Consider the following 20,656-nt stretch of genomic DNA (forward strand, 5'->3'; position numbering starts at 1 on the left):
TTCACCAACTATTTGGAATTACTCTATGCATGCCTTTAATAACTTGAATCGCCTATTTGCTGTTTTCTTTCTTTCTGTCTTTTTCTCTATCGCTCATGCTGATGACAGCACTCAAACGTTAAACTTTGATTTTCAGACCATACAGGTTTCTTCGGCCTTGCAACTTCTTGCTGATTATCGCGGCTTGAACCTTGTAATGAATGAAACCATTCCTGGCTCGCTCTCAATGCGAATGAAGAATGTTACCTGGGAAGAGGCTATTGAGTACGTCAGTTCTTCTAAAGGCCTTCTTTATACTGTTGAAGGGAATTTCCTTCGTGTTAGTTCTTTGGATCGCCAAAGCGAGCATACCTCTCAGGCGTATGGATCATTTATTCAATCTGACTTGGCTCAATCTATTGTTAAATCTTCGTTTAAAGTAACTATCTTTAAAGTTCATAACATCTTGTCGTCTGAGGCTATTAAGGCGTTTCCCCTGGATCAAGGTGAGAGCCTTAATTTTGAAGATGGCTCATCTGTTATTGTCGCCAGAATGGCTGACCCTCGTCTCTCTGAATTTCGCGCTTACCTGGCTGCTGTTGATTATTCTCGCAAGCAGGTCATGATCGAGGCGCGTATTGTTGAGGTCGATCGCTCGTATTCCAAATCTCTCGGAGTCAACTGGGCCGGATCTGCTGGCAGCGGTGCTATAACTCTCGCTGGCTCTGTTCCTCTCGGCCTTCCAGCTTCTGCAGCTGCTGGTTTGGGCATAGTCTCAAAGGCAGTCAACCTTGATGCCGCGCTCGATGCCATGGAGCAGCGTGGAAAAGGAAGGGTTATTTCGCGGCCCCGCGTCTATACCTCTGATCGTCATCAGGCCAAGATCATTAAGGGGTCACAGGTTCCTTACCAGCAATCTGCGGGGGAGGGTGCAACATCAATTTCTTTTAAAGAGGCGGCTTTGTCCTTAGATGTCACACCTTTTGTAAATGAGAAAGGCGTTTTGCTTGATGTAATTCTTTCTAAAGATGAGCCCGACTATTCCAATGCAATGAATGGTGTTCCACCAATTAACACAACGTCTTTGACCTCCCGGGTTTTCTCTGGTTTTGGACAGACCGTTGCCCTGGGCGGCGTTTATTCAAACGTTGATACCACTGTCACAAAAAGCGTTCCTTTTTTTGGCAGCATCCCCGGCCTAAAATGGCTTTTCACAAGTACATCCACGGTTTCGAATAGCACTGAGCTTGTCCTTTTTCTGACTCCTGTTATGGTCGACAAGCTTTGAGCACCATTTCTAGGTCAATTCCACATATAACTATACTAAATAGATATTTAGTATAGTTATTACTTTTGGTTATTATCGTCGTGATAGGTGAGAGGGTGCTCAAAATCCATTTTCATCCTTCTTGAGCTTCAAATGCTCCAGCAGCTCAGCTACTTTTTCTGTGCTCATCAAACTAACCTGGTTGTGCAAATCGTCTGCACCTGCCTGGGTTTTTAGCCAAGTGTCAATTTTTTCCTGGTCGGGAATTTCCCGTTTTCTCTCTGCACTGATCAGCTCTGCAAACCGAGCTATTTGCATTTCAAGCAGCCATTCAACCTGCGTCAACTCTGTCCAGTTTCTGTCTTTCACAAAACGTCCTCAGTGTGTGATGAACAACTCCCAAGCAGCACCTGGTGATGAAGAACTCCCAGCGCCGGTGTGATGAACAACTCCCAGGCATCGCCTGGTGATGAAGAACTCCCAGCGCCGGCCGTGATGAAGAACTCTCACCAGGTAGCTTTTTCCGACCAGCATTGGTGCAGATTCGGTAAAATCTCAACTCTCTGATGGATCATCAAAACCCTAGGAATCTCATAATGCAAATCAGCCGGCACTATCCAAAAAACCCTCCAAAAGTTGGCACCATTCTGCTGACGTCTTACGGATCTCTTGCTCACGAAAACGAAATGCCTAAGGCTCGTGCAGCTGAAGCTTTGAAAATGGGTAAACAAATCACCGATGGTTTTGATGATGATAGTCAGCATTTGGCTGCGTTAATGTTGCTTTTGTCAGACGTGCCTGAAGATCCGTTGCTCAAAGCATCCGCTGCACAAAAGGGTTCTGTTTTAGGCTTGGCGTCCCTCAGTTATCTAATTTATCGTCATTCTTTCGGTGCAAAAGCACGGCAGATTTTGACTGACGGCGGCGGTGTTTTTCTGCTCACGCTCATGGGGGAGCAAGATGCTCCATCAGCTGACGTTAAGGTTTTCGGTACGTGGCAGGAGTATCAGAATTTTCTTGAGCCAATTCTCAGGGACGGGGATTTTGGTTCAGAGAATGTATCGTCATTTTCATAGCAGCAATTTTGCGGGGCACTGGCTTCAAATCTGGCCGCCAGAGCCCCCCAGTCCCGTATAGGACGGTTCGCATAATGGACTGACGTTACGTTGAGCCTGCTGCGGATACTGGCCCTGGCCCCGCGGCTGGTTTAATGTAACGTCGATTATGCGAAGCCCCCTCGATCTGCCTACGCACCTGGTCAAAATGGCCACCCTTTATGCGCCTTCTCGTGATCCGCTCGATGCTGTCTGCTACGTTTTGGATGACTATCCAAAGGTCGTTTCCGAGCTTCGCAAGGCGCGATCCAGGCTGCAGCAGCTCGATGCTGAATCGGCTGACCTCGATGTTCGATTGGCTGTCCTGCAGGACGCTTGCCGCTCAATCTTGGACCTTTGATTATTTTCGCGCGCGCGAAAAAACCGGCTTTTAGCGTTCGATCAGGTTACTTATTTTCTCGCGCGCGAAAATATCTTGGTCATACCTTGACCTGCCCGAAGGGCATTAGGCGCCTCGCAGATCATCAGCCAGGCTCATCAGCATCAGCGCCGATACCCGGCAAGGCCGGCCGGTTTTCCGCCTAACAAAAAACCCCCGGCGATCCTGAAATCACCGGGGGTCTCTGTCGCGTTCAAGGCTTGTCTGAGCGCCTTTCCGTCACTTCGCGCCCTGTTCCTCTGCTTCCTTTTTCCCCGTCTGCTACTGCCTCTACACGGTCCCGTGACGGCCAGCGCTGTCGCCGGTCAGGTCCCGGTAGGTCCGATTTTTTAGCGACCTTTTAGGCGGAGGTGGCGGTGCGGAATTCGCTCTCCCTGCGCAGCAGGGTCCACTATCTCTAATGGTGGACTCTTGTCTAACGGTTAGACTTTTACTGGTGGCTTCCCATCATCCTGCTCGATGTAGATTTCTCCATCGGCATTCATTTTTACCTTGTCCAAAACCCTGTCCAACAAGATGTTAATTATCTCTGACTTTTTGGTCAGTTTCTTGCGTTTCAGGGTGAATTCTACTTCCTTCTTCTCCAGCCGCTCCCAGCGTTCCTGATCGATTCTGACGGTGCTCATCGCGTTTCCTGTATGCCGGTGCCAATCACGTAAGCACTGATTCTTGCTCAACAGTTGCATGTATACAAGTTGCGTATTGACACGTTACTTGTCACTCGCATACGATTGCCTGAATTGTGATTTGTTGCGTGTATACAAATGCTCGATAGAATTCACCTCTTTGTGCCGTTCAAGCTTGAGCACATCACCTTACTGGGTGTTGATGGTCGAGTTGATCCCGTGCACCTGGTTGATATCAAGTCGCTAGGCGTTCCACTTGCAGCTCAAATTACCGTGGATGAAGAGGGCAAGGAACACGCTGATTACCTGCGTCATCCTTGGGAGTCTTTAGGGACTGGTTTCACCCCGATGGCCATGAAAGTTTTCCACGAAAGCATGGGCAAACGCCTGATGCCAGGTGTTGAGCTGAAAGCTTCTCCCGCAAAGCTGCTGCAAGGGCACAACGTTTTTGGTCCGACCTGCATCGAGAAGGGTGCGTTGACCATGCTCAAGTGGCTTGCAGGCACGTATCCAAAGCTTTTTGAAATGCTCGCCGTGGACTGCTGCGAGGTTTACGACATTGACTGTACGTACTCCAGCAGGCTCCCTGATGAACGCACGGCAAGACAGGCTATTCAGGCCATTCGTGGTGTTTCCAACGGCCAAATGAAGGGTAGGGGAGACGATTATGAAACTACGGCCTATTTCGGAGCCAAAGATTCTCGCCTAAGACGGCTTAAGATTTACCTCAAGCATCCAGAGTTTATGAAGCAATTGGATGAGGCAAAGAAAGCTGGTCGCGGCGATCTGTCCGCTGCAAGGACTGTGAAAATTCTCAGTAACCCGCACTTGCAAGCATGGTCAGAAAATCTACTTCGTCTTGAAGTAACAGTTGCCAAGCGATGGCTCAATCGTCGCGGAATTTCAAATTTACTTAATGACCTGATTCGTCATCAGCAAGCGCTGTCAGAGCAGGGCATTTGTTTTATTCAGTGGTGTTGGGAGCAAGTTACTAAAGACCTTTTTGCGGCCTTTGAGGGAATCCAGATGCGAATTATTAACGATGAAAAAGTGCTGGCCGCACTTCTTGAAAAACACACTAAACAAGGCAAAGGTCGTCATACCAAGGAAAAAATTGTTGCTGGAGTTCTGGTTCCGCCGATCTTTGTCCCTGGTAAAACCTCTGACGCTTACGCTCGTAGCCTGTTTCGTACGTACCGTAGCTTGAAAGATTACGGCTGGGAAGAAACCCAGGCGTCGATGAATCGGGCCAGTTTTTACAACCACATTAGAGACATCTGTGAATGTGGAATTTCAAAGGCCGCTTTACAGAAACTCAAAGTGTCGGACCAGCAAAATAACGTCGTACCGATTCTTCGGTTTGTGCAGGTCGATTTCAATGCACAGCGTCCTGGCTGGTACATCGAACCATCCGTCGAGGCCGCCTAATGCATTGTCCATATCGCAGTTTAACGCCGCTTCCTTTAGCTGGCCATTTCTAGAACCGGGCAGTCGCCCAAATTATGATCCTGTGAGGTAAACCATGCTTACTCTGACTGGCCTGTGCCACGGCTTTCACACTGACAATCGTACCGTTGGCCAGAACACGTTCACTGAGAACCTTATTTTGCTTGAAGTTCAGGACGTTAATCAGTACGGCCTGCCAGAAGTGAAAACGCTCAAGGTCAAACTCTCCAAGAAGAATATGGAGCAGGGGCTTAATAACGTCTGGAACCAGTGCAAAGGTAAGGCTGTGGCTGTTCCTGTCTTCGTAGCTGCCTGGGCTTCGAAAGCTGGCAATGCCGGTTTTGATTTCTACCTTTCTGGTGATGGTAAGCCTCAAAATCTCGAAGTTACTCTGCCCAAGGCTTAATGGCTGTTAACTCCATGACCGGCATTCTTTACTGTTCATCTGAAATTTCAACTGATAGTGGCGTGCCGGTTTGCTCTTCAACTTGGGAGGTTGTTCCTTATAAACCTCCTTTTGATCCATCTCAGCTTGATCCAACAATTTTGGCTCAGGCATTTGGGGCCGGATTTACCCTGGTAGCTTTCTTTATGGTCGGTTCTATGGGTATTCGTGCGTTTTTAAACTTCATCAAACAATCCTGAGGATTTATCAATGTTCAAAAAAACTGTTGCTACCGTTGGTTTCGCTGGTTTTGTAGCTGCTTCTGCCCCTTCCGTTTTTGCAGCTGATGCAACTGGCGGCTGGGATTATACTGGGCTCACTTCCTCTATCGACTTCAGCACGATCTCTGTCGGTGTTCTCGCTGTCGCTGGCATCCTCGCTGCTGTTTACGCCGGTATCAAGGGTGCCAAGATCGTCCTGGGCTTCTTGCGCGGCTAAGCCTCCCGACACTGTTGTCCTGGGCGTCTTCGGGCGCCCTTTTTTTTGGAATTTAATTACTCGTACTGAGGCTCTCTACATGGATCAGCTTTATTACTTTGCTATGTTTTGTATTGGTTGTGGTTGCTCTTTTGCTACCTTTACGGGGTGGTGATATGAGAGCCATACTTTTTACTTTGTTTTCCTTGCTTCTCAGTTCGCATGTATCAGCTGCTTACTATTACACTATTTCAGACGGTAGTGTGCAGTACTCTTCGCCTGATTCAGCTTGTTCACTACTCCTTTCTACTTACACCGATCTTGGCTACAAAAACCTTACGTTCAGTCATTGGGCTACTGCAACAGATGGTGACGCTACTATTAGCGGAACTGGCTTTTGTTTTTACAACCGTACAGATAAATGGGATCAGGTCTCTATAAAAAGACATCCAACACCTATTTATAGAAAAGGCCAGGCTGATCTCCCGCATGTTCCCAATGCTTGCTCGTCTGCTCCCTCTGCCATTGTTAGTCGTGGCCCTTACACTGCTGTAGTTCGCAGTGATGGAAATAACTATGTGGTAGGTACGTCTCCCGTTTCTGTTTGTTCTAACAACTGCCTGTATGAAAAGCCTGAGACTGCCAATACTAAGGATTGCTTTGTTCTTGCCACAGATGCTCAAACTGGTTTTTGTAATTACGCTTTCACTCTTGTTACTGATGAAAATGCTGACGGCACAAGCTGCGATTTAAATAATTCTGTCCCGTATGAAACTGGCTCCAGTCTTAACGGTTCTGGCTCAGGTGGTGATGAACCTTGCGATAAGACAGTTCCTGGAAACACATGTGACGTTCCTGGTGGTGGTGGTGGCAATGGTAGTGGTGGTGATGGCACGGGGGAGGGTAGTGGTGACGGCTCTGGCTCGGGCTCTGGCGAAGGCTTCTCAACACCCGGAAAACCTGACCTTGACCCCCGCGAAGGGCAGCGAAAAGCTCGTATTTCTGGACAGTATTTAGGTTTTTATTCAACTCTTCAGCAATCTAATACGTATACAACTATTAGCACTGCGTTTCAAAACATTGGTGATCCATCAGCGGCTTGTCCTGTCGCCACTATTGACATATTGGGTACAAATATAACCTTTGATTCTCACTGCGTTATTTTTCAGTCAATAGCTCCTACGTTGTCTTTCGTGTTTATGGCTGCATGGGCTCTCCTGGCTGTACTTATAATTCTTTCTGCATAGGTGATAGATATGCTTAGTGATTTTGCTTTTTGGCTGCGTGATGTAATAAGCGATATTGCCCAATTTTTCATTGATATGTTCCTCAATATCCTTGATTGGATTTGGTCAGCTTTCATTGGCCTCTTAGATACTCTTCCAATTGCCAGCACGGTTACTCAAGCTTCATCCTTGTTCTCTGCTATTCCTGCTTCTGTTTGGTATTTCATGAATGTTTTTCAGATCCCTCTAGGTATCACTTTTGTTCTTAGCGGTTATCTGATTCGATTCCTTATTCGCCGCCTTCCTATCGTCGGGTGATATATGGCTATTCATGCTTACGTTGGCAAGCCCGGGCATGGCAAAAGTTATGGTGTCGTTGAGCATGTTGTCATCCCTTCTTTGAAGCAAGACAGGCATGTTGTTACTAACATCCCGCTCTCTATTGATGATCTTCTTTCTACTTATGGTGGTAAAGTTACGCAGCTGCCCTCTGACTGGTATGAACTCGACGACCTTTCCTCAATTATTCCACCAGGCTCTGTAGCGATAATAGACGAGTGTTGGAGACGATGGCCGTCAGGGCAGAACTCAAATCATGCAAACAAGATTGATCAGAAACTCTTGGCAGAGCATCGTCACCGTGTTGATGATAAAAACAACTCAATGCGTGTTGTTCTTGTCACCCAGGACCTTGCCCAAATATCTTCTTGGGTTCGCGTATTAATCGAGACAACTTACAGAATTAGAAAGCTTAGCAAGAAAACATTTAAGGTTGATATCTATACTGGTGCCGTCACTGGAGACTCTCCTTCAAAAACCAAGTTGGTCAGGACTACTGCAGGAACCTTTAAAAGAGATGTCTACTCATTTTATAAGTCTGCTACTCAGTCAGTTTCTGGCTCTGTTGGTGATGAGTCAGCTGCAGATGGCAGGGCTAGTATTTTTCGTTCTTTTGGCCTTTGGTCGCTTATCATTTTCTTTGTTGTATGCATTTCGCTAGGCATTTTTGGTGTTAAACGGTTTTTTGCTAGCAGTAATCCAGCTGTTAAGCATGATTCATCTACTTCCTCTGTTTCTATTGCCCCTGTGAAGGCCCCTGAGCCTCCTATTTCTACTACTTGGCGTCTGGTTGGGTTCATTCATCCTGCTAAGCCAGATCCTTCTTCCAATTTTGTTTCAGAAGCTTTGGCCCTAATCTCTGATAATAATGGTAATAGCAGATATATATCTTTCACTCACTGTCGCTATTTTCCTGATCGCACTGAGGCGTTCTGCATAGTAGACGGTTTCAAGATTACTAATTGGTCGCTCAAAAAACCTATCCCGATTGTAGGTGGGTTGATTGGGAGCGGCGTTTAGCGTAGCGAGAACGACGCGCCTAATCAATTCACCAACTATTTGGAATTACTCTATGCATGCCTTTAATAACTTGAATCGCCTATTTGCTGTTTTCTTTCTTTCTGTCTTTTTCTCTATCGCTCATGCTGATGACAGCACTCAAACGTTAAACTTTGATTTTCAGACCATACAGGTTTCTTCGGCCTTGCAACTTCTTGCTGATTATCGCGGCTTGAACCTTGTAATGAATGAAACCATTCCTGGCTCGCTCTCAATGCGAATGAAGAATGTTACCTGGGAAGAGGCTATTGAGTACGTCAGTTCTTCTAAAGGCCTTCTTTATACTGTTGAAGGGAATTTCCTTCGTGTTAGTTCTTTGGATCGCCAAAGCGAGCATACCTCTCAGGCGTATGGATCATTTATTCAATCTGACTTGGCTCAATCTATTGTTAAATCTTCGTTTAAAGTAACTATCTTTAAAGTTCATAACATCTTGTCGTCTGAGGCTATTAAGGCGTTTCCCCTGGATCAAGGTGAGAGCCTTAATTTTGAAGATGGCTCATCTGTTATTGTCGCCAGAATGGCTGACCCTCGTCTCTCTGAATTTCGCGCTTACCTGGCTGCTGTTGATTATTCTCGCAAGCAGGTCATGATCGAGGCGCGTATTGTTGAGGTCGATCGCTCGTATTCCAAATCTCTCGGAGTCAACTGGGCCGGATCTGCTGGCAGCGGTGCTATAACTCTCGCTGGCTCTGTTCCTCTCGGCCTTCCAGCTTCTGCAGCTGCTGGTTTGGGCATAGTCTCAAAGGCAGTCAACCTTGATGCCGCGCTCGATGCCATGGAGCAGCGTGGAAAAGGAAGGGTTATTTCGCGGCCCCGCGTCTATACCTCTGATCGTCATCAGGCCAAGATCATTAAGGGGTCACAGGTTCCTTACCAGCAATCTGCGGGGGAGGGTGCAACATCAATTTCTTTTAAAGAGGCGGCTTTGTCCTTAGATGTCACACCTTTTGTAAATGAGAAAGGCGTTTTGCTTGATGTAATTCTTTCTAAAGATGAGCCCGACTATTCCAATGCAATGAATGGTGTTCCACCAATTAACACAACGTCTTTGACCTCCCGGGTTTTCTCTGGTTTTGGACAGACCGTTGCCCTGGGCGGCGTTTATTCAAACGTTGATACCACTGTCACAAAAAGCGTTCCTTTTTTTGGCAGCATCCCCGGCCTAAAATGGCTTTTCACAAGTACATCCACGGTTTCGAATAGCACTGAGCTTGTCCTTTTTCTGACTCCTGTTATGGTCGACAAGCTTTGAGCACCATTTCTAGGTCAATTCCACATATAACTATACTAAATAGATATTTAGTATAGTTATTACTTTTGGTTATTATCGTCGTGATAGGTGAGAGGGTGCTCAAAATCCATTTTCATCCTTCTTGAGCTTCAAATGCTCCAGCAGCTCAGCTACTTTTTCTGTGCTCATCAAACTAACCTGGTTGTGCAAATCGTCTGCACCTGCCTGGGTTTTTAGCCAAGTGTCAATTTTTTCCTGGTCGGGAATTTCCCGTTTTCTCTCTGCACTGATCAGCTCTGCAAACCGAGCTATTTGCATTTCAAGCAGCCATTCAACCTGCGTCAACTCTGTCCAGTTTCTGTCTTTCACAAAACGTCCTCAGTGTGTGATGAACAACTCCCAAGCAGCACCTGGTGATGAAGAACTCCCAGCGCCGGTGTGATGAACAACTCCCAGGCATCGCCTGGTGATGAAGAACTCCCAGCGCCGGCCGTGATGAAGAACTCTCACCAGGTAGCTTTTTCCGACCAGCATTGGTGCAGATTCGGTAAAATCTCAACTCTCTGATGGATCATCAAAACCCTAGGAATCTCATAATGCAAATCAGCCGGCACTATCCAAAAAACCCTCCAAAAGTTGGCACCATTCTGCTGACGTCTTACGGATCTCTTGCTCACGAAAACGAAATGCCTAAGGCTCGTGCAGCTGAAGCTTTGAAAATGGGTAAACAAATCACCGATGGTTTTGATGATGATAGTCAGCATTTGGCTGCGTTAATGTTGCTTTTGTCAGACGTGCCTGAAGATCCGTTGCTCAAAGCATCCGCTGCACAAAAGGGTTCTGTTTTAGGCTTGGCGTCCCTCAGTTATCTAATTTATCGTCATTCTTTCGGTGCAAAAGCACGGCAGATTTTGACTGACGGCGGCGGTGTTTTTCTGCTCACGCTCATGGGGGAGCAAGATGCTCCATCAGCTGACGTTAAGGTTTTCGGTACGTGGCAGGAGTATCAGAATTTTCTTGAGCCAATTCTCAGGGACGGGGATTTTGGTTCAGAGAATGTATCGTCATTTTCATAGCAGCAATTTTGCGGGGCACTGGCTTCAAATCTGGCCGCCAGAGCCCCCCAGTCCCGTATAGGACGGTTCGCATAATGTATATTATGTTAAACGAGGTGCCATGTCAGAAATGTTCATAAGCCACGTAAGCCGCTGAATTCGCATTAGCCCCATTTTGGTGAACGTAATTTGGGTGCGTTGCGACTTTCAAGCTTGGTGGTGGGACGTCAGAGCATCCCGCTCGATTACGGCTGTGACGTCGGCCAATCTCAGCGTCCAAAAACATCCTTGGATACTCTTGGCTTCAAATGGGCCCATGTCCACGGCAGTTTGATCAAGTTCAAATATCGCCGACCAGGACTTTTGCATCCTCCGTTGGAGCTGCAGCGCAGTATCTGAACCCTCCTCAGCATTCTCCATAGCTCGATCAAAATCTTGCTCATCAAGCTCCGATGTCCAGACATAGCATTTGTTGAGTACAAAATGCCAAAGATCGAAGCACGACAACACAATTTGTTCTGCGGGAACAGAAAGCTGAAGCACGACCGGATCATGCAATCCTTCTGCGTCCTCAATGTAAGGTTCAGGATGATTCTCACCAGACCTTACCCAGCACCACCAAGGAGATAAGCCCGGCTCCGGTGCGAGTATGCCGGCACTGGCCATCGAGTCCTTCATCCAGGCATATGCGTCCTGGAAGATCGGGTCGTCGTTGGCTGCACTGATGGGGCATGTGAGCACGCCTTCAGTCTCCAGCAGTTGCCAAGTCGAACGTTCCATTAGTGTCCAGCATGTTACTCGCCCCTTTTTGGAGAGCTTCATTTGCCATTTTTGAATGTCGAATGTCAGTGACGAATGCAGCATCTGTGTTAACTCATGAACCGACGAGGAGCGATCAACTATGACAGACACCAAGCGGGATTTTTGACATTTGAATCGCCAATGTATCTAAACCGAGGCTGTAGACGACCCATAACCGGGCCCAGTACATAGCAGGCGAACCAGTCGGCCGAAGAAATGCGCAACAGCCCTTCGGACTGTGCGCTCTCCCTTGCAAGGCGCCTAGCGCCGCCCCACCGTCGGATGGCTTACGCCCAACAGATTGGCGTGCAATCGCCAGGAAAACTCGCCTATCACTCCAGCCCATGCTCAATCCCGTCCAAAAATGAACAGCGAGAGTGCAACAATGGCACGGGCGTAGTCGTCCCGGGCGTCACAGACTGTGTCCGCTCCGTTTAATCCACCACCGGCTTCTCCAGCGAGCACCCGGCAACAAACCAGTCTGTCGGTGGCACGTCCTGGAACAGCACGGTCACCTCCTCAGGTCTCGACGCCAGTTGTTCCACGAACTGCTGAGTAATCGCCTTGGCCAACCGGGCTTTTTGTTCGTCGCTACGCCCGGCAAACAACTCGATTTTCACGATAGGCATACGCCCTCCTCACAGCACCAGGCCGCGCGGCCAGGTATCGGAAAGCTGGTAACCCTCGGGGTAAGGGTCGCTCGGGTCCAGCATCAATTGAGCGGTACCGGTAATCCACGCGCGGCCGGAGATGATCGGCACGATGGCCGGGCGTCCAGCCAGGTCGGTGGCGCTGTCGATGCGGCAATGAAATTCCGACCCGATGATGGAGCGGCCGATAAAGGTTTCGCCCACTGCCAGTTCACCCTTTGCATGCAGCACGGCCATGCGCGCCGAGCAGCCGGTGCCACAGGGCGAACGATCGATTTTGCCCGGGCGGATGACCACCGCATTCGCCGCGTTGGCCACGCCGCCTTCACGGGACAGCGGCGCGGCAATCTGGCAGAACGAAATGTGGTTCCAGTCTTTGTTCAGCGGGTGGGTGAAGCCCAATTGGTCGTTGGCCGCCTTGGTGATTTTGAGCCCCGTGGCGACCAGGTCCGCCGCCTCGTCGGAGGTGAGCGCAAAGCCCAGCTTTGTCGAGTCGCAAATGGCAAAGCTGTCGCCGCCGTAGGCCGTGTCGACTTGAATCGAGCCCAGCCCTTCCACTTCGATCCACGCACCCAGCTTGTCGGCAAATGAGGGGTGGTTTTTCACTTCCACGCGCTGCACCTTGCCGTCGCGACAATGCGCGGTGGCTTCAATGACACCGCCCGGTGCTTCAAGCACTAAACGGGTGATGGGCTCGACCATCGGCACAATGCCGCTATCGAGCAGCACGGTGGCCACGCACAGCGAGTTGGAGCCGGACATGGGCGGCACGTCGGCCGGTTCCATGATGATGAAGCCCATTTGCGCGCGCGGGTCTTTGGCCGGCACCAGCAGGTTGACGTGGCGGAACACGCCGCCACGGGGTTCGTTCAGCACGAAGTTGCGCAGCACGTTGTCGCGCTCGATAAACCGCGACTGCTCCCACAAGGTATCGCCCGGCGGCGGCATGACCCCGCCGACGATCACATCGCCTACTTCGCCCTCGGCGTGGCAGCCTACAACGTGCACAATTTTTGTCGATCTCACGGGATGTTTCCCTCTCGATTCAGCTGGCTGGGTAAATGGCGCGTTGGGGCGGCGCCGGTGCGCCGCCCTGCCCGCCCTAAGCTGCGGACCACTGCGCGTACCACGCGCGGAACAAGGCGTACTGGGTCTCGGCGTAACGGCGCTGCGAGTCGCTCAGCGCGTCGGTGTCGTAGAAATGCAAGGTGTATTCCAGATCGCCGTTGAGCACCATCAGGTACTTGTAATACAGCACAAGGTCGGTGCCTTCATCGAAGGAAGACAACACCGCCAACGCCGCTTCCAGCTCTTTGGCCTGTTGACGCGCCTTGGCATCGCCTTTGGCGGCGGCCTTGCTCAATTGCACCAAATGCAACACTTCACGCGGCAAGGCGTTGCCGATGCCGGTGATGGCGCCGGTGGCGTTGCAGTTGACGAAGCCGTGCACCACTTGGGTGTCCACGCCCACCATCAGGGTCACGGCATCATCCTTGGAGGTGATGAATTCCGCCGCGTAGCGCAGATCTGCCGCGCCGCCGAACTCCTTGAAGCCGATGAGGTTCGGGAACTCGCGACGCAGTTCAAAGAACAGGTCGGCACGTGTGGCAAAACCGTAGTACGGGCTGTTGTAGATCACCGCCGGCAACTGCGGAGCTGCGTTCAAAATAGCCGCGAAATGGGCTTTTTGCGCGGAAGCCGAGGCACCGCGCGACAATACGCGTGGAATCACCATCAAACCGCTCGCGCCCACTTTCGCCGCATGCGCCGCGTGGGAAACCGCCTCACGCGAGTTCACCGCACCGGTGCCGACAATGGTCGGGATGCCCGCGGCCACCAGACGTGCAACGCCCTCCTGGCGCTGGGTTTCGGTGAGCAGCGGCCAGTCGCCCATGGAGCCGCAATAGACAACGGCGCTCATGCCGATGTCGATCAGCTCGCGGGCCTTGGCCACCAGCGCGTCAAAATCCGGCTGACGGTCGGCGGTGCACGGGGTCATCAGGGCTGGCATGCAGCCGGAAAAAATGTTGTCGCTCATGTGGGCTCCTACAGGATGCAGTGTGGAATCAAACGGTTTATTGGATATGGTATACGGTGAAATTCAAGCGTGAGCCCGCGCCATACAGGCCGGCATGCCGGCCCGTTGCATGGGCTTACACCACAGACTTGAGGAACTCAATCGTCTCGGGCTTTTGCGGATTGCCAATCACCTGCTCCGGCGTGCCGATTTCATGCACGATGCCGTTGCGAAAGAACGCCACGCGGTCGGAAACATCCCGCGCAAAACGGATCTCGTGGGTCACCAGCACCATGGTCATGCCGTCTTCGGCGAGCATGCGCATGGTGTCCAGCACCTCGCCTACCAGTTGCGGGTCCAGGGCTGAAGTGGCTTCGTCAAACAACATGTAATCGGGTGACATTGCCAGAGCGCGGGCAATGGCCATGCGCTGTTGCTGGCCGCCCGAAAGCTTGCCGGGGAACACCTTGAGCTTTTCGCCCAGGCCCACATGGCGCAACTGCTGCACTGCAATCGCTTCAGCTTCTGCCTTGCTGAGGCCCAGCACTTTGCGTGGCGCCAGCATCACGTTTTCCAGCACGGTCAGGTGCGGGAAAGCATTCCACTGCTGGAACACGATACCGACCTTTTGCCGCAGCTTGTTCAGGTCGGTGCGCTTGTCGTGCACCTCGATGCCGTCCACGCGGATGCTGCCTTTGTGGATGGGTTCCAGGCCGTTGATGCACATCAGCAAGGTGGACTTGCCCGAGCCCGAGCCACCGATGATGGACACCACCTCACCCTTCTGCACCGTCAGGCTGACGCCCTTGACCACTTCAAGGTCGCCAAAGGATTTATGAACGTTGCTGATCTCAATCATTTTCCTGCCACCTTTTTTCCAGCTGTGCGCCCATACGGGAAATCACCCAGCTCATGACGTAGTAAATGAGGCCCACGATGCAGAGCACCAGCAGCGGCTCCTGAATGCGGGTCACGATGCTTTGGGAGGCGCGAAGCAGTTCGACGATGCCGATCCACATGACCAGCGAGGTGTCTTTCATCAAACTCAGCAGCAGGTTCAACCAACCCGGGAACGCCACGCGACTGGCCAGCGGTATCACGATGCAGCGCAAATCCTGCCAGTAGCTCATGCCCAGCGAACGGCTGGCGCGGCGTACCTGTGGCGGCACGGCGAGGATGCCGGCGCGGACGATCTCGGTGCAGTACGCAGCGGCGTAGATGCCCAGCACCAGGCAGCCAATGGTGAACACGCTCCAGTTGAGGCCAACCATGCTTTTCATCGAGTTGAACAGCACGAACTGAATCAGCAGCGGCACGCTTTTGAACACATCCAGGATCAGCGCCAGCGGCAAGGTGATGCGCGGGGCCATCGCGCGCAGCCAGCCAAAGATCCCCCCCACCAGCGTGCCCACGGCGATGGCCGCAAAGGTCAACTCCAGGGTGGTCCAGGCACCTTGCAGCAGGTACAGCAGGTCGTTTTGCGTCAAGCTTGTGTTGAACATGGGTGCACCCTTAATAGCGGAACAGGCGCCAGCCGACGATGCGGGCGCCGATCACGATGGCTTTGGCGATGAGGTAATAGAGCGCCGCCGCCATGGCGAAGAACTCGAATGTTCTGAACGTGCGCACATTCAGCTCCTGGGTGACGCCGGTGAGGTCATTGTTGAGGCCCACCACCACGCCTGCCGAGGTCATCAGCACAGACCAGACCATCTGGTTACTCAACGGGTGGAACACCACGCGCAACAGTTGCGGTACAACAATGAGGCGGTAGGCCTGGAAGGCACTCATGCCCAGTGAGCGCGCGGCGCGCACCTGGGTGTGCGGGATGGCCTTGAGGCCGCCGCGAAAGATCTCGGCCAGGTAACCTGCGTTGTTAAAGGTGATGCCAAACACCAGTGCAGCCCAGGAACTCACCTGAATGTTGAAAGAGCCCAGGCCGAAATACAGGATGTAGATCTGAAACAGCGACGGCGTGTTGCGCGCAATCGAGACCCAGCCCTCGGCAAACCCGCGCAACAGCGGGTTTTTCATGCCGCGCATGGCCGTGAGCAGAAACGCCAGCAGCATGCCCAGCACCATGGCGAGCACGGCCGTCTGCAACGTGACCCAAGCCCCTGCTAGCATGTCGGGCAGCGCGTTGAAGGCGCTCCTCCAGTGGAAGGTGTAGTCGAGCATCAAGGGCACCTCATCAGACTAAATCAGGCTTATCAGATTTCGTATACGTTATACAAAGCAATAGCGATGCCACATTGTGCGTAGGGGCGCCAAACTGCTACCAAGCCCTGTCCCGCAAGGTGCCGCGCAGGGTTGCAGCCCTGTAGCTCGGCAGTCGCGACGCTGGGCGCTGCTACATTCGGGAACATTTTTTGGGGCCGATCCCCAAAATGTAGCGTTACCTGCCTTTGCAATAACCATGCGTTGCTTACAAAAACGCCCGCATCAGCGGGCGTTCCGGTTCGCGTGTTGAAGCAAAGCTTAGTAATACACGCCCGGTACGGTCAGCGATTGCGGCTCGCCGCCCAGCCACTTCTTGTACAGCTCGGCATAACGGCCGCTGCGCACTTGCTGGTTGATGAACAGGTTCAGGTAGTCGCGCAGTCCCAGCTCGCTGCGCTTGACCGCCAGCGACACATAGTCGGGGGTGTACGGCGCGTTACCGGCCAGTTTCAGGCCTTTATATTTGCCGGACTTGATCGCCGAGGCGCCCACGGCACTGGTCACGATGGTTGCGTCGACGTGACCTTGAGAAACGGCTAACAGGGTGTCGTTCTGCGACTGGTACGTTTGCACTGTTCCGGTGCCCCACTCCTTGAGCGTTTTGCCCAGGGCGTTGGCTTCATAAGAGCCGGTGGTGGCCGCCAGCGTGTGGCCTTTGAGATCTTCGAACTTATTGATGTTGGTGCCTTCGTGGGTCATCACCTGCACCGAGAACACGAAGTACGGAATGGTCATCGCCACGGTTTTGGCACGTTCCAGCGTGTCGGAGGTGGACGCCACAATGATGTCTGCGCGGTTGGAGACCAGCGCCGGAATGCGGTCGGGGAAAGGCGTTTCGACGATTTCCGCGGTCACACCCAAGACCTTCGCCAAGTCGTTGCAGTAGTCAACGTCAAAGCCCACCGGGTTATTGGCTTCGTCACGCATGCCCATCGGTGGAAAGTCGAGGGTGACGGCGCAACGCAGTTTGCCGGAATCAATAATGTCATCGAGCTTGTCAGCTTGGGCGGCACTCATGAACCCAGCGGCAAGGCAGCCCAGCAAAGCGATCGTTAAGGCGGATTTATTCACGGAAAACCTCGGAACGTTACGTGGTTGGGATTTCGTATACGGTATAAGCATTAAGCATGCCGTGATTTCAAATCACTGGCACACCGCTCTGGAACGGGTTTCCTCGACGTTAAGATATTTCCGGGTTGCGCTCGAGGTGTTACGAAATGGAGCGCAAAAGCCGTAAACGACCCAAATTCGGGCGGTTTCATGTCATTGCAGGTAAGCACACAAAACCGTCGACAGAAAAATAAGTCGTGCTATATGGTATACGAAATACTTTGAGTAACTTTTCGTCACCGCGCCCGGAGCTCCAGCCATGAACATCCTCGGTCACAACTTTATTGCCGGTCAGCGCAGTGCGCTGGGGAGCACGTCTTTGCTGAGCTACAACGCCAGTACCGGGGACGCCCTGCCCTACACGTTTTTCCAGGCCACCGAGGCTGAAGTGGACGCCGCCTGTCTGGCGGCGCAGAACGCCGCTCAAGTGTTTCGCGATACCTCCAGCGCCCAAAGAGCCGACTTCCTCGACGCCATTGCGCAGGAAATCGATGCCCTGGGCCCGGACTTCATTGAGTGGGTGTGCACCGAAACCGCTCTGCCCAGCGCCCGCATCCAGGGCGAACGCGGGCGAGTAACGCATCAACTGAGGCTGTTCGCGACCGTGCTTCGTCGTGGCGACTTTTATGGCGCGCGCATCGATACCGCGTTGCCGGAGCGCCAGCCCGCGCCGCGTCCCGATCTGCGACAGATGAAAATCGGCCTTGGCCCCGTGGCAGTGTTCGGCGCGAGCAACTTCCCGCTGGCGTTTTCCACTGCCGGCGGCGACACAGCCTCGGCACTGGCCGCCGGTTGCCCGGTGGTGTTCAAGGCGCACAGCGGCCACATGGGCACCAGCGAACTCATGGCCGGCGCCATCAGCCGCGCCGTGGAAAAGTCCGCTCTGCCTGCCGGCGTATTCAGCATGATTTACGGCGGCGGCGTAGGCGCGCAGTTGGTCAAACACCCGGCGATCAAGGCAGTGGGCTTTACCGGATCGCTCAAAGGCGGGCGCGCGCTGTGTGACCTGGCGGCGACGCGGCCCGAACCGATCCCGGTGTTTGCCGAGATGTCGAGCATCAACCCGGTGATCATCCTGCCGCACGCGGCCAGGTTGCGCGGGCAGAAGATCGCCGAAGAGCTGGCCAATTCGGTGGTGCTCGGCTGCGGGCAGTTTTGCACCAATCCCGGCCTGATCATCGGCCTGGCCAGCCCGGCGTTCTCCGAACTGACGGCGGCACTCACGCTGCACATGGCGCAAAAACCGGCGCAGGCGATGCTCAACGCGGGCACTTTCGCCAGCTATCGCGCGGGGGTGGAGCGCCTGCACAACAGCTTTGGTTTAACCCACCTGTGCGGGCGCGCGCTTACCACCCTCGCCGAACCGCAACTGTTCAGCGCCGATGAAGAGCTGTTGATCGGCGGGGAAGCCATTTTGCAGGAAGAAGTCTTCGGCCCTGCCAGCATCGTGGTGACCGCCTCCAGCACCTTGCGTTTGGTTGAGGCGCTAGAAAACCTGCAGGGCCAACTGACCATCACGCTGCTGGCCGAGCCCGAAGACCTTCAGGACTTCTTGCACCTGGTCACGCTGCTGCAGACCAAAGCCGGTCGCCTGCTGGTCAATGGCTACCCCACGGGAGTGGAAGTCACCGACACCATGGTTCATGGCGGCCCCTACCCCGCCACCTCCGATGCCCGCGGGACGTCGGTGGGTACATTGGCCATCGAGCGGTTTTTGCGCCCGGTGTGTTTCCAGAACTTTCCGGATTTCGCCCTGCCGGATGCACTCAAGAATGCGAACCCGTTGAACATTCGACGGCTGGTGGACGGGCACTTCACCGAGGGTGCTTTGGCGGAGCAATAGCGGCGCCTGTAAACATTCGTATAACATATACGTATTCGCCTGCTCAGGAGAGCCACCGTGTCACTATCCCTGTCCAATGCCCCGAACCTCGGTGTGGCGCCCTCGACGTCGGAAGTCATCGCCAAATACCTGCGAAACGCGATCATCTCCGGGGAAATTGCCGAAGATGATCCGATTCGTCAGGACGACATTGCCAAATCCTTCAACGTCAGCAAGATCCCGGTGCGCGAAGCCCTCAAGCGCCTGGAAGCCGAAGGCCTGGTGGAGTTCCAACGCAATCGCGGGGCCATGGTCACGCGTATCAGCGAGGCGGAACTGGCGCAGATTTTCGAAGTTCGGGTGTTGCTTGAGGCAGAAATCACCCGCTACGCAATTCCCAATCTCACGGAAGAACATTTCACCCGTGCCTATGCCATCCTCGATGACTTTCTGACAGGTGAAGATGCGGGCCGGTGGGCAGAAATGAACTGGGCGTTTCACGCGTGCATTTACGAAGCGGCGCAGCGGCCGTTTATGTTCAACCTGATTCGCTCGATCCACGACAAGATCGAACGTTACTTGCGCATGCAAATCGTGCTGTCCGACGGCAAGGCCACCGCCGATGCCGAGCATCGCGCCATCGTCAAAGCCTGCCAGGCGAGGGATGTGGAATTGGCGGTCAAGCTCATTGAAGAACACATCCATGGCGTGTGTTCCACGCTGTTCGAGCACCTGCCCAAGTCACGTTGACGCCTGGAGACCGCAAGACATGCCACCTCAGGTGGCATATTTTGCGAGGATCAGGCTCACCGCCTCTTCGACAATTTCACCGACGTCTTCATCCCTTCCGCCACAGCCGACGCCGATCAGTTCCGGCCAAAAAACCTGGCCGGTAATAACAGCCAGAAACTGGTTGGCCACCTTCGCAAAGTCGTCGATTTTTACTCGCCCGGCGTCCGCTTGAATGCGCAGGTACTCCTCCAGGCGTGCCAGGAATGGGCCCTTGGCTTTCCCGTAAACCATGTGCCCCAGGTCCGGAAAACGCGGCGCTTCGGCGATGATCAGGCGGTACACGGCCTGCATGTCCGGGCTTCGCAACAACATTGCATAGCCCACGCCCATAAATCGCAAGCCAATGGCAGGATCCTCGCTCAGCGCTTTTTCCGGACACGGCGGCGGTACGGCCCAGAAGTCTTCGATCATCGCTTCAAACAAAGCTGCCTTGGTCGGGAATCGCTTGAACAGCGTGGCGGTCGACACATCCGCCCGTTTGCCTATCTGCTGTAACGAGGTGCGTTCATAGCCCTGTTCCAGGAACAGCTCCATCGCGGCGCAGACAATTGCCTTGCGCTTCGTTTCTTTCAGGGTCTGGTGATAACCGTGGTCGTTCATATCGTCTCGGGCTCCGTGCTGCCCGAAGTCTAGCGAGCGATAAATGATAAGTCACTC

Annotated in this window: 25 protein-coding genes; 13 read left to right on the top strand and 12 right to left on the bottom strand. The window is 52.9% G+C overall.

The window, feature by feature from the left end:
* Positions 1 to 25 precede the first annotated feature (25 nt).
* A complete protein-coding gene (locus tag ATI14_RS22950) occupies positions 26 to 1,267 on the top strand; it encodes a type IV pilus secretin PilQ (protein ID WP_080520543.1) in 1,242 nt (413 codons plus the stop codon).
* 99 nt (positions 1,268 to 1,366) lie between these two features.
* On the opposite strand, the gene ATI14_RS22955 is transcribed toward ATI14_RS22950, so the two are convergent.
* Positions 1,367 to 1,615, bottom strand: a complete 249-nt coding sequence (locus ATI14_RS22955; protein WP_080520544.1) for a hypothetical protein — start codon at positions 1,613 to 1,615, stop codon at positions 1,367 to 1,369.
* A 227-nt stretch (positions 1,616 to 1,842) separates the two neighbouring features.
* On the opposite strand from ATI14_RS22955, the gene ATI14_RS22960 reads away from it, so the two are divergent.
* Positions 1,843 to 2,322, top strand: a complete 480-nt coding sequence (locus ATI14_RS22960; protein ID WP_080520545.1) for a hypothetical protein — start codon at positions 1,843 to 1,845, stop codon at positions 2,320 to 2,322.
* Between the two features lie 840 nt (positions 2,323 to 3,162).
* On the opposite strand, the gene ATI14_RS22970 is transcribed toward ATI14_RS22960, so the two are convergent.
* The gene (locus ATI14_RS22970; RefSeq protein ID WP_080520536.1) at positions 3,163 to 3,366 is read right to left on the bottom strand and encodes a hypothetical protein; all 204 of its coding nucleotides are present in this window, start codon (positions 3,364 to 3,366) and stop codon (positions 3,163 to 3,165) included.
* Between the two features lie 138 nt (positions 3,367 to 3,504).
* Between ATI14_RS22970 and ATI14_RS22975 the strand changes: the two genes are divergently transcribed.
* The 8 genes from ATI14_RS22975 (at position 3,505) to ATI14_RS23005 (ending at position 9,553) form a co-directional block, all read left to right on the top strand.
* Entirely contained in the window at positions 3,505 to 4,794 is a 1,290-nt protein-coding gene (locus tag ATI14_RS22975; RefSeq protein ID WP_080520537.1) for a phage/plasmid replication protein, II/X family, read from the top strand.
* Between the two features lie 94 nt (positions 4,795 to 4,888).
* Positions 4,889 to 5,218: a DNA-binding protein gene (locus tag ATI14_RS22980; protein WP_080520538.1), complete on the top strand. Its 330-nt coding sequence runs from the start codon at positions 4,889 to 4,891 to the stop codon at positions 5,216 to 5,218.
* A gap of 14 nt (positions 5,219 to 5,232) precedes the next feature.
* Entirely contained in the window at positions 5,233 to 5,457 is a 225-nt protein-coding gene (locus ATI14_RS31245; protein WP_130886701.1) for a hypothetical protein, read from the top strand.
* Positions 5,458 to 5,467: 10 nt separating this feature from the next.
* Entirely contained in the window at positions 5,468 to 5,695 is a 228-nt protein-coding gene (locus ATI14_RS22985) for a hypothetical protein (protein WP_080520539.1), read from the top strand.
* Between the two features lie 155 nt (positions 5,696 to 5,850).
* Positions 5,851 to 6,921, top strand: a complete 1,071-nt coding sequence (locus tag ATI14_RS31250) for a hypothetical protein (RefSeq protein WP_130886702.1) — start codon at positions 5,851 to 5,853, stop codon at positions 6,919 to 6,921.
* 9 nt (positions 6,922 to 6,930) lie between these two features.
* Positions 6,931 to 7,218 carry a DUF2523 family protein gene (locus ATI14_RS22995; protein ID WP_080520541.1) on the top strand — a complete coding sequence of 96 codons (288 nt, stop codon included), beginning with the start codon at positions 6,931 to 6,933 and terminating at the stop codon, positions 7,216 to 7,218.
* Between the two features lie 3 nt (positions 7,219 to 7,221).
* Complete coding sequence (locus tag ATI14_RS23000) at positions 7,222 to 8,259, top strand: zonular occludens toxin domain-containing protein (protein ID WP_080520542.1); 1,038 nt, start codon at positions 7,222 to 7,224, stop codon at positions 8,257 to 8,259.
* Positions 8,260 to 8,311: 52 nt separating this feature from the next.
* Positions 8,312 to 9,553 (top strand): type IV pilus secretin PilQ, encoded by a 1,242-nt coding sequence (locus tag ATI14_RS23005; RefSeq protein ID WP_080520543.1) that lies wholly within the window; start codon positions 8,312 to 8,314, stop codon positions 9,551 to 9,553.
* Positions 9,554 to 9,652: 99 nt separating this feature from the next.
* Here ATI14_RS23005 and ATI14_RS23010 read toward each other — a convergent pair whose 3' ends face one another.
* Positions 9,653 to 9,901: a hypothetical protein gene (locus tag ATI14_RS23010; protein ID WP_080520544.1), complete on the bottom strand. Its 249-nt coding sequence runs from the start codon at positions 9,899 to 9,901 to the stop codon at positions 9,653 to 9,655.
* A gap of 227 nt (positions 9,902 to 10,128) precedes the next feature.
* Between ATI14_RS23010 and ATI14_RS23015 the strand changes: the two genes are divergently transcribed.
* Positions 10,129 to 10,608 (top strand): hypothetical protein, encoded by a 480-nt coding sequence (locus ATI14_RS23015; RefSeq protein ID WP_080520545.1) that lies wholly within the window; start codon positions 10,129 to 10,131, stop codon positions 10,606 to 10,608.
* Between the two features lie 186 nt (positions 10,609 to 10,794).
* Here the strand turns inward: ATI14_RS23015 and ATI14_RS23020 are convergent, their stop codons facing one another.
* The 8 genes from ATI14_RS23020 to ATI14_RS23060 all read right to left on the bottom strand — a co-directional run bounded on the left by ATI14_RS23020 (position 10,795) and on the right by ATI14_RS23060 (position 17,292).
* Positions 10,795 to 11,451: a DUF3841 domain-containing protein gene (locus ATI14_RS23020; protein WP_016971847.1), complete on the bottom strand. Its 657-nt coding sequence runs from the start codon at positions 11,449 to 11,451 to the stop codon at positions 10,795 to 10,797.
* A 371-nt stretch (positions 11,452 to 11,822) separates the two neighbouring features.
* Positions 11,823 to 12,017 carry a tautomerase family protein gene (locus ATI14_RS23030; protein WP_016971846.1) on the bottom strand — a complete coding sequence of 65 codons (195 nt, stop codon included), beginning with the start codon at positions 12,015 to 12,017 and terminating at the stop codon, positions 11,823 to 11,825.
* 9 nt (positions 12,018 to 12,026) lie between these two features.
* Positions 12,027 to 13,064 (bottom strand): trans-3-hydroxy-L-proline dehydratase, encoded by a 1,038-nt coding sequence (locus ATI14_RS23035; RefSeq protein WP_026083111.1) that lies wholly within the window; start codon positions 13,062 to 13,064, stop codon positions 12,027 to 12,029.
* A gap of 76 nt (positions 13,065 to 13,140) precedes the next feature.
* Positions 13,141 to 14,076 (bottom strand): dihydrodipicolinate synthase family protein, encoded by a 936-nt coding sequence (locus ATI14_RS23040; protein WP_080520546.1) that lies wholly within the window; start codon positions 14,074 to 14,076, stop codon positions 13,141 to 13,143.
* Positions 14,077 to 14,191: 115 nt separating this feature from the next.
* Complete coding sequence (locus ATI14_RS23045) at positions 14,192 to 14,914, bottom strand: amino acid ABC transporter ATP-binding protein (RefSeq protein ID WP_016971750.1); 723 nt, start codon at positions 14,912 to 14,914, stop codon at positions 14,192 to 14,194.
* Positions 14,907 to 15,557 carry an amino acid ABC transporter permease gene (locus ATI14_RS23050; RefSeq protein WP_016971749.1) on the bottom strand — a complete coding sequence of 217 codons (651 nt, stop codon included), beginning with the start codon at positions 15,555 to 15,557 and terminating at the stop codon, positions 14,907 to 14,909. Before ATI14_RS23050 ends, ATI14_RS23045 begins: the two co-directional genes overlap by 8 nt.
* Positions 15,558 to 15,567: 10 nt before the next feature.
* Complete coding sequence (locus tag ATI14_RS23055; RefSeq protein ID WP_016971748.1) at positions 15,568 to 16,233, bottom strand: amino acid ABC transporter permease; 666 nt, start codon at positions 16,231 to 16,233, stop codon at positions 15,568 to 15,570.
* A 300-nt stretch (positions 16,234 to 16,533) separates the two neighbouring features.
* Positions 16,534 to 17,292 (bottom strand): ABC transporter substrate-binding protein, encoded by a 759-nt coding sequence (locus ATI14_RS23060; protein WP_016971747.1) that lies wholly within the window; start codon positions 17,290 to 17,292, stop codon positions 16,534 to 16,536.
* A gap of 352 nt (positions 17,293 to 17,644) precedes the next feature.
* On the opposite strand from ATI14_RS23060, the gene ATI14_RS23065 reads away from it, so the two are divergent.
* A complete protein-coding gene (locus ATI14_RS23065) occupies positions 17,645 to 19,228 on the top strand; it encodes an aldehyde dehydrogenase (NADP(+)) (RefSeq protein ID WP_016971746.1) in 1,584 nt (527 codons plus the stop codon).
* A 69-nt stretch (positions 19,229 to 19,297) separates the two neighbouring features.
* On the top strand, positions 19,298 to 19,957 hold the full coding sequence (locus tag ATI14_RS23070) for a GntR family transcriptional regulator (protein WP_218166665.1): 660 nt from the start codon (positions 19,298 to 19,300) through the stop codon (positions 19,955 to 19,957).
* Between the two features lie 27 nt (positions 19,958 to 19,984).
* Here ATI14_RS23070 and ATI14_RS23075 read toward each other — a convergent pair whose 3' ends face one another.
* Positions 19,985 to 20,599, bottom strand: a complete 615-nt coding sequence (locus ATI14_RS23075) for a TetR/AcrR family transcriptional regulator (protein WP_016971744.1) — start codon at positions 20,597 to 20,599, stop codon at positions 19,985 to 19,987.
* Positions 20,600 to 20,656 lie beyond the last annotated feature (57 nt).

This window comes from Pseudomonas tolaasii NCPPB 2192 (genome assembly GCF_002813445.1).
GTDB lineage: Bacteria > Pseudomonadota > Gammaproteobacteria > Pseudomonadales > Pseudomonadaceae > Aquipseudomonas > Aquipseudomonas tolaasii.

Coding starts and splice junctions, on each gene's coding strand:
- ATI14_RS22950 (WP_080520543.1), top strand. CDS start 26: ATGCATGCCTTTAATAACTTGAATCGCCTATTTGCTGTTTTCTTTCTT.
- ATI14_RS22960 (WP_080520545.1), top strand. CDS start 1,843: ATGCAAATCAGCCGGCACTATCCAAAAAACCCTCCAAAAGTTGGCACC.
- ATI14_RS22970 (WP_080520536.1), bottom strand. CDS start 3,366: ATGAGCACCGTCAGAATCGATCAGGAACGCTGGGAGCGGCTGGAGAAG.
- ATI14_RS22975 (WP_080520537.1), top strand. CDS start 3,505: ATGCTCGATAGAATTCACCTCTTTGTGCCGTTCAAGCTTGAGCACATC.
- ATI14_RS22980 (WP_080520538.1), top strand. CDS start 4,889: ATGCTTACTCTGACTGGCCTGTGCCACGGCTTTCACACTGACAATCGT.
- ATI14_RS31245 (WP_130886701.1), top strand. CDS start 5,233: ATGACCGGCATTCTTTACTGTTCATCTGAAATTTCAACTGATAGTGGC.
- ATI14_RS22985 (WP_080520539.1), top strand. CDS start 5,468: ATGTTCAAAAAAACTGTTGCTACCGTTGGTTTCGCTGGTTTTGTAGCT.
- ATI14_RS31250 (WP_130886702.1), top strand. CDS start 5,851: ATGAGAGCCATACTTTTTACTTTGTTTTCCTTGCTTCTCAGTTCGCAT.
- ATI14_RS22995 (WP_080520541.1), top strand. CDS start 6,931: ATGCTTAGTGATTTTGCTTTTTGGCTGCGTGATGTAATAAGCGATATT.
- ATI14_RS23000 (WP_080520542.1), top strand. CDS start 7,222: ATGGCTATTCATGCTTACGTTGGCAAGCCCGGGCATGGCAAAAGTTAT.
- ATI14_RS23005 (WP_080520543.1), top strand. CDS start 8,312: ATGCATGCCTTTAATAACTTGAATCGCCTATTTGCTGTTTTCTTTCTT.
- ATI14_RS23015 (WP_080520545.1), top strand. CDS start 10,129: ATGCAAATCAGCCGGCACTATCCAAAAAACCCTCCAAAAGTTGGCACC.
- ATI14_RS23020 (WP_016971847.1), bottom strand. CDS start 11,451: ATGCTGCATTCGTCACTGACATTCGACATTCAAAAATGGCAAATGAAG.
- ATI14_RS23030 (WP_016971846.1), bottom strand. CDS start 12,017: ATGCCTATCGTGAAAATCGAGTTGTTTGCCGGGCGTAGCGACGAACAA.
- ATI14_RS23040 (WP_080520546.1), bottom strand. CDS start 14,076: ATGAGCGACAACATTTTTTCCGGCTGCATGCCAGCCCTGATGACCCCG.
- ATI14_RS23045 (WP_016971750.1), bottom strand. CDS start 14,914: ATGATTGAGATCAGCAACGTTCATAAATCCTTTGGCGACCTTGAAGTG.
- ATI14_RS23050 (WP_016971749.1), bottom strand. CDS start 15,557: ATGTTCAACACAAGCTTGACGCAAAACGACCTGCTGTACCTGCTGCAA.
- ATI14_RS23055 (WP_016971748.1), bottom strand. CDS start 16,233: ATGCTCGACTACACCTTCCACTGGAGGAGCGCCTTCAACGCGCTGCCC.
- ATI14_RS23060 (WP_016971747.1), bottom strand. CDS start 17,292: ATGAGTGCCGCCCAAGCTGACAAGCTCGATGACATTATTGATTCCGGC.
- ATI14_RS23065 (WP_016971746.1), top strand. CDS start 17,645: ATGAACATCCTCGGTCACAACTTTATTGCCGGTCAGCGCAGTGCGCTG.
- ATI14_RS23075 (WP_016971744.1), bottom strand. CDS start 20,599: ATGAACGACCACGGTTATCACCAGACCCTGAAAGAAACGAAGCGCAAG.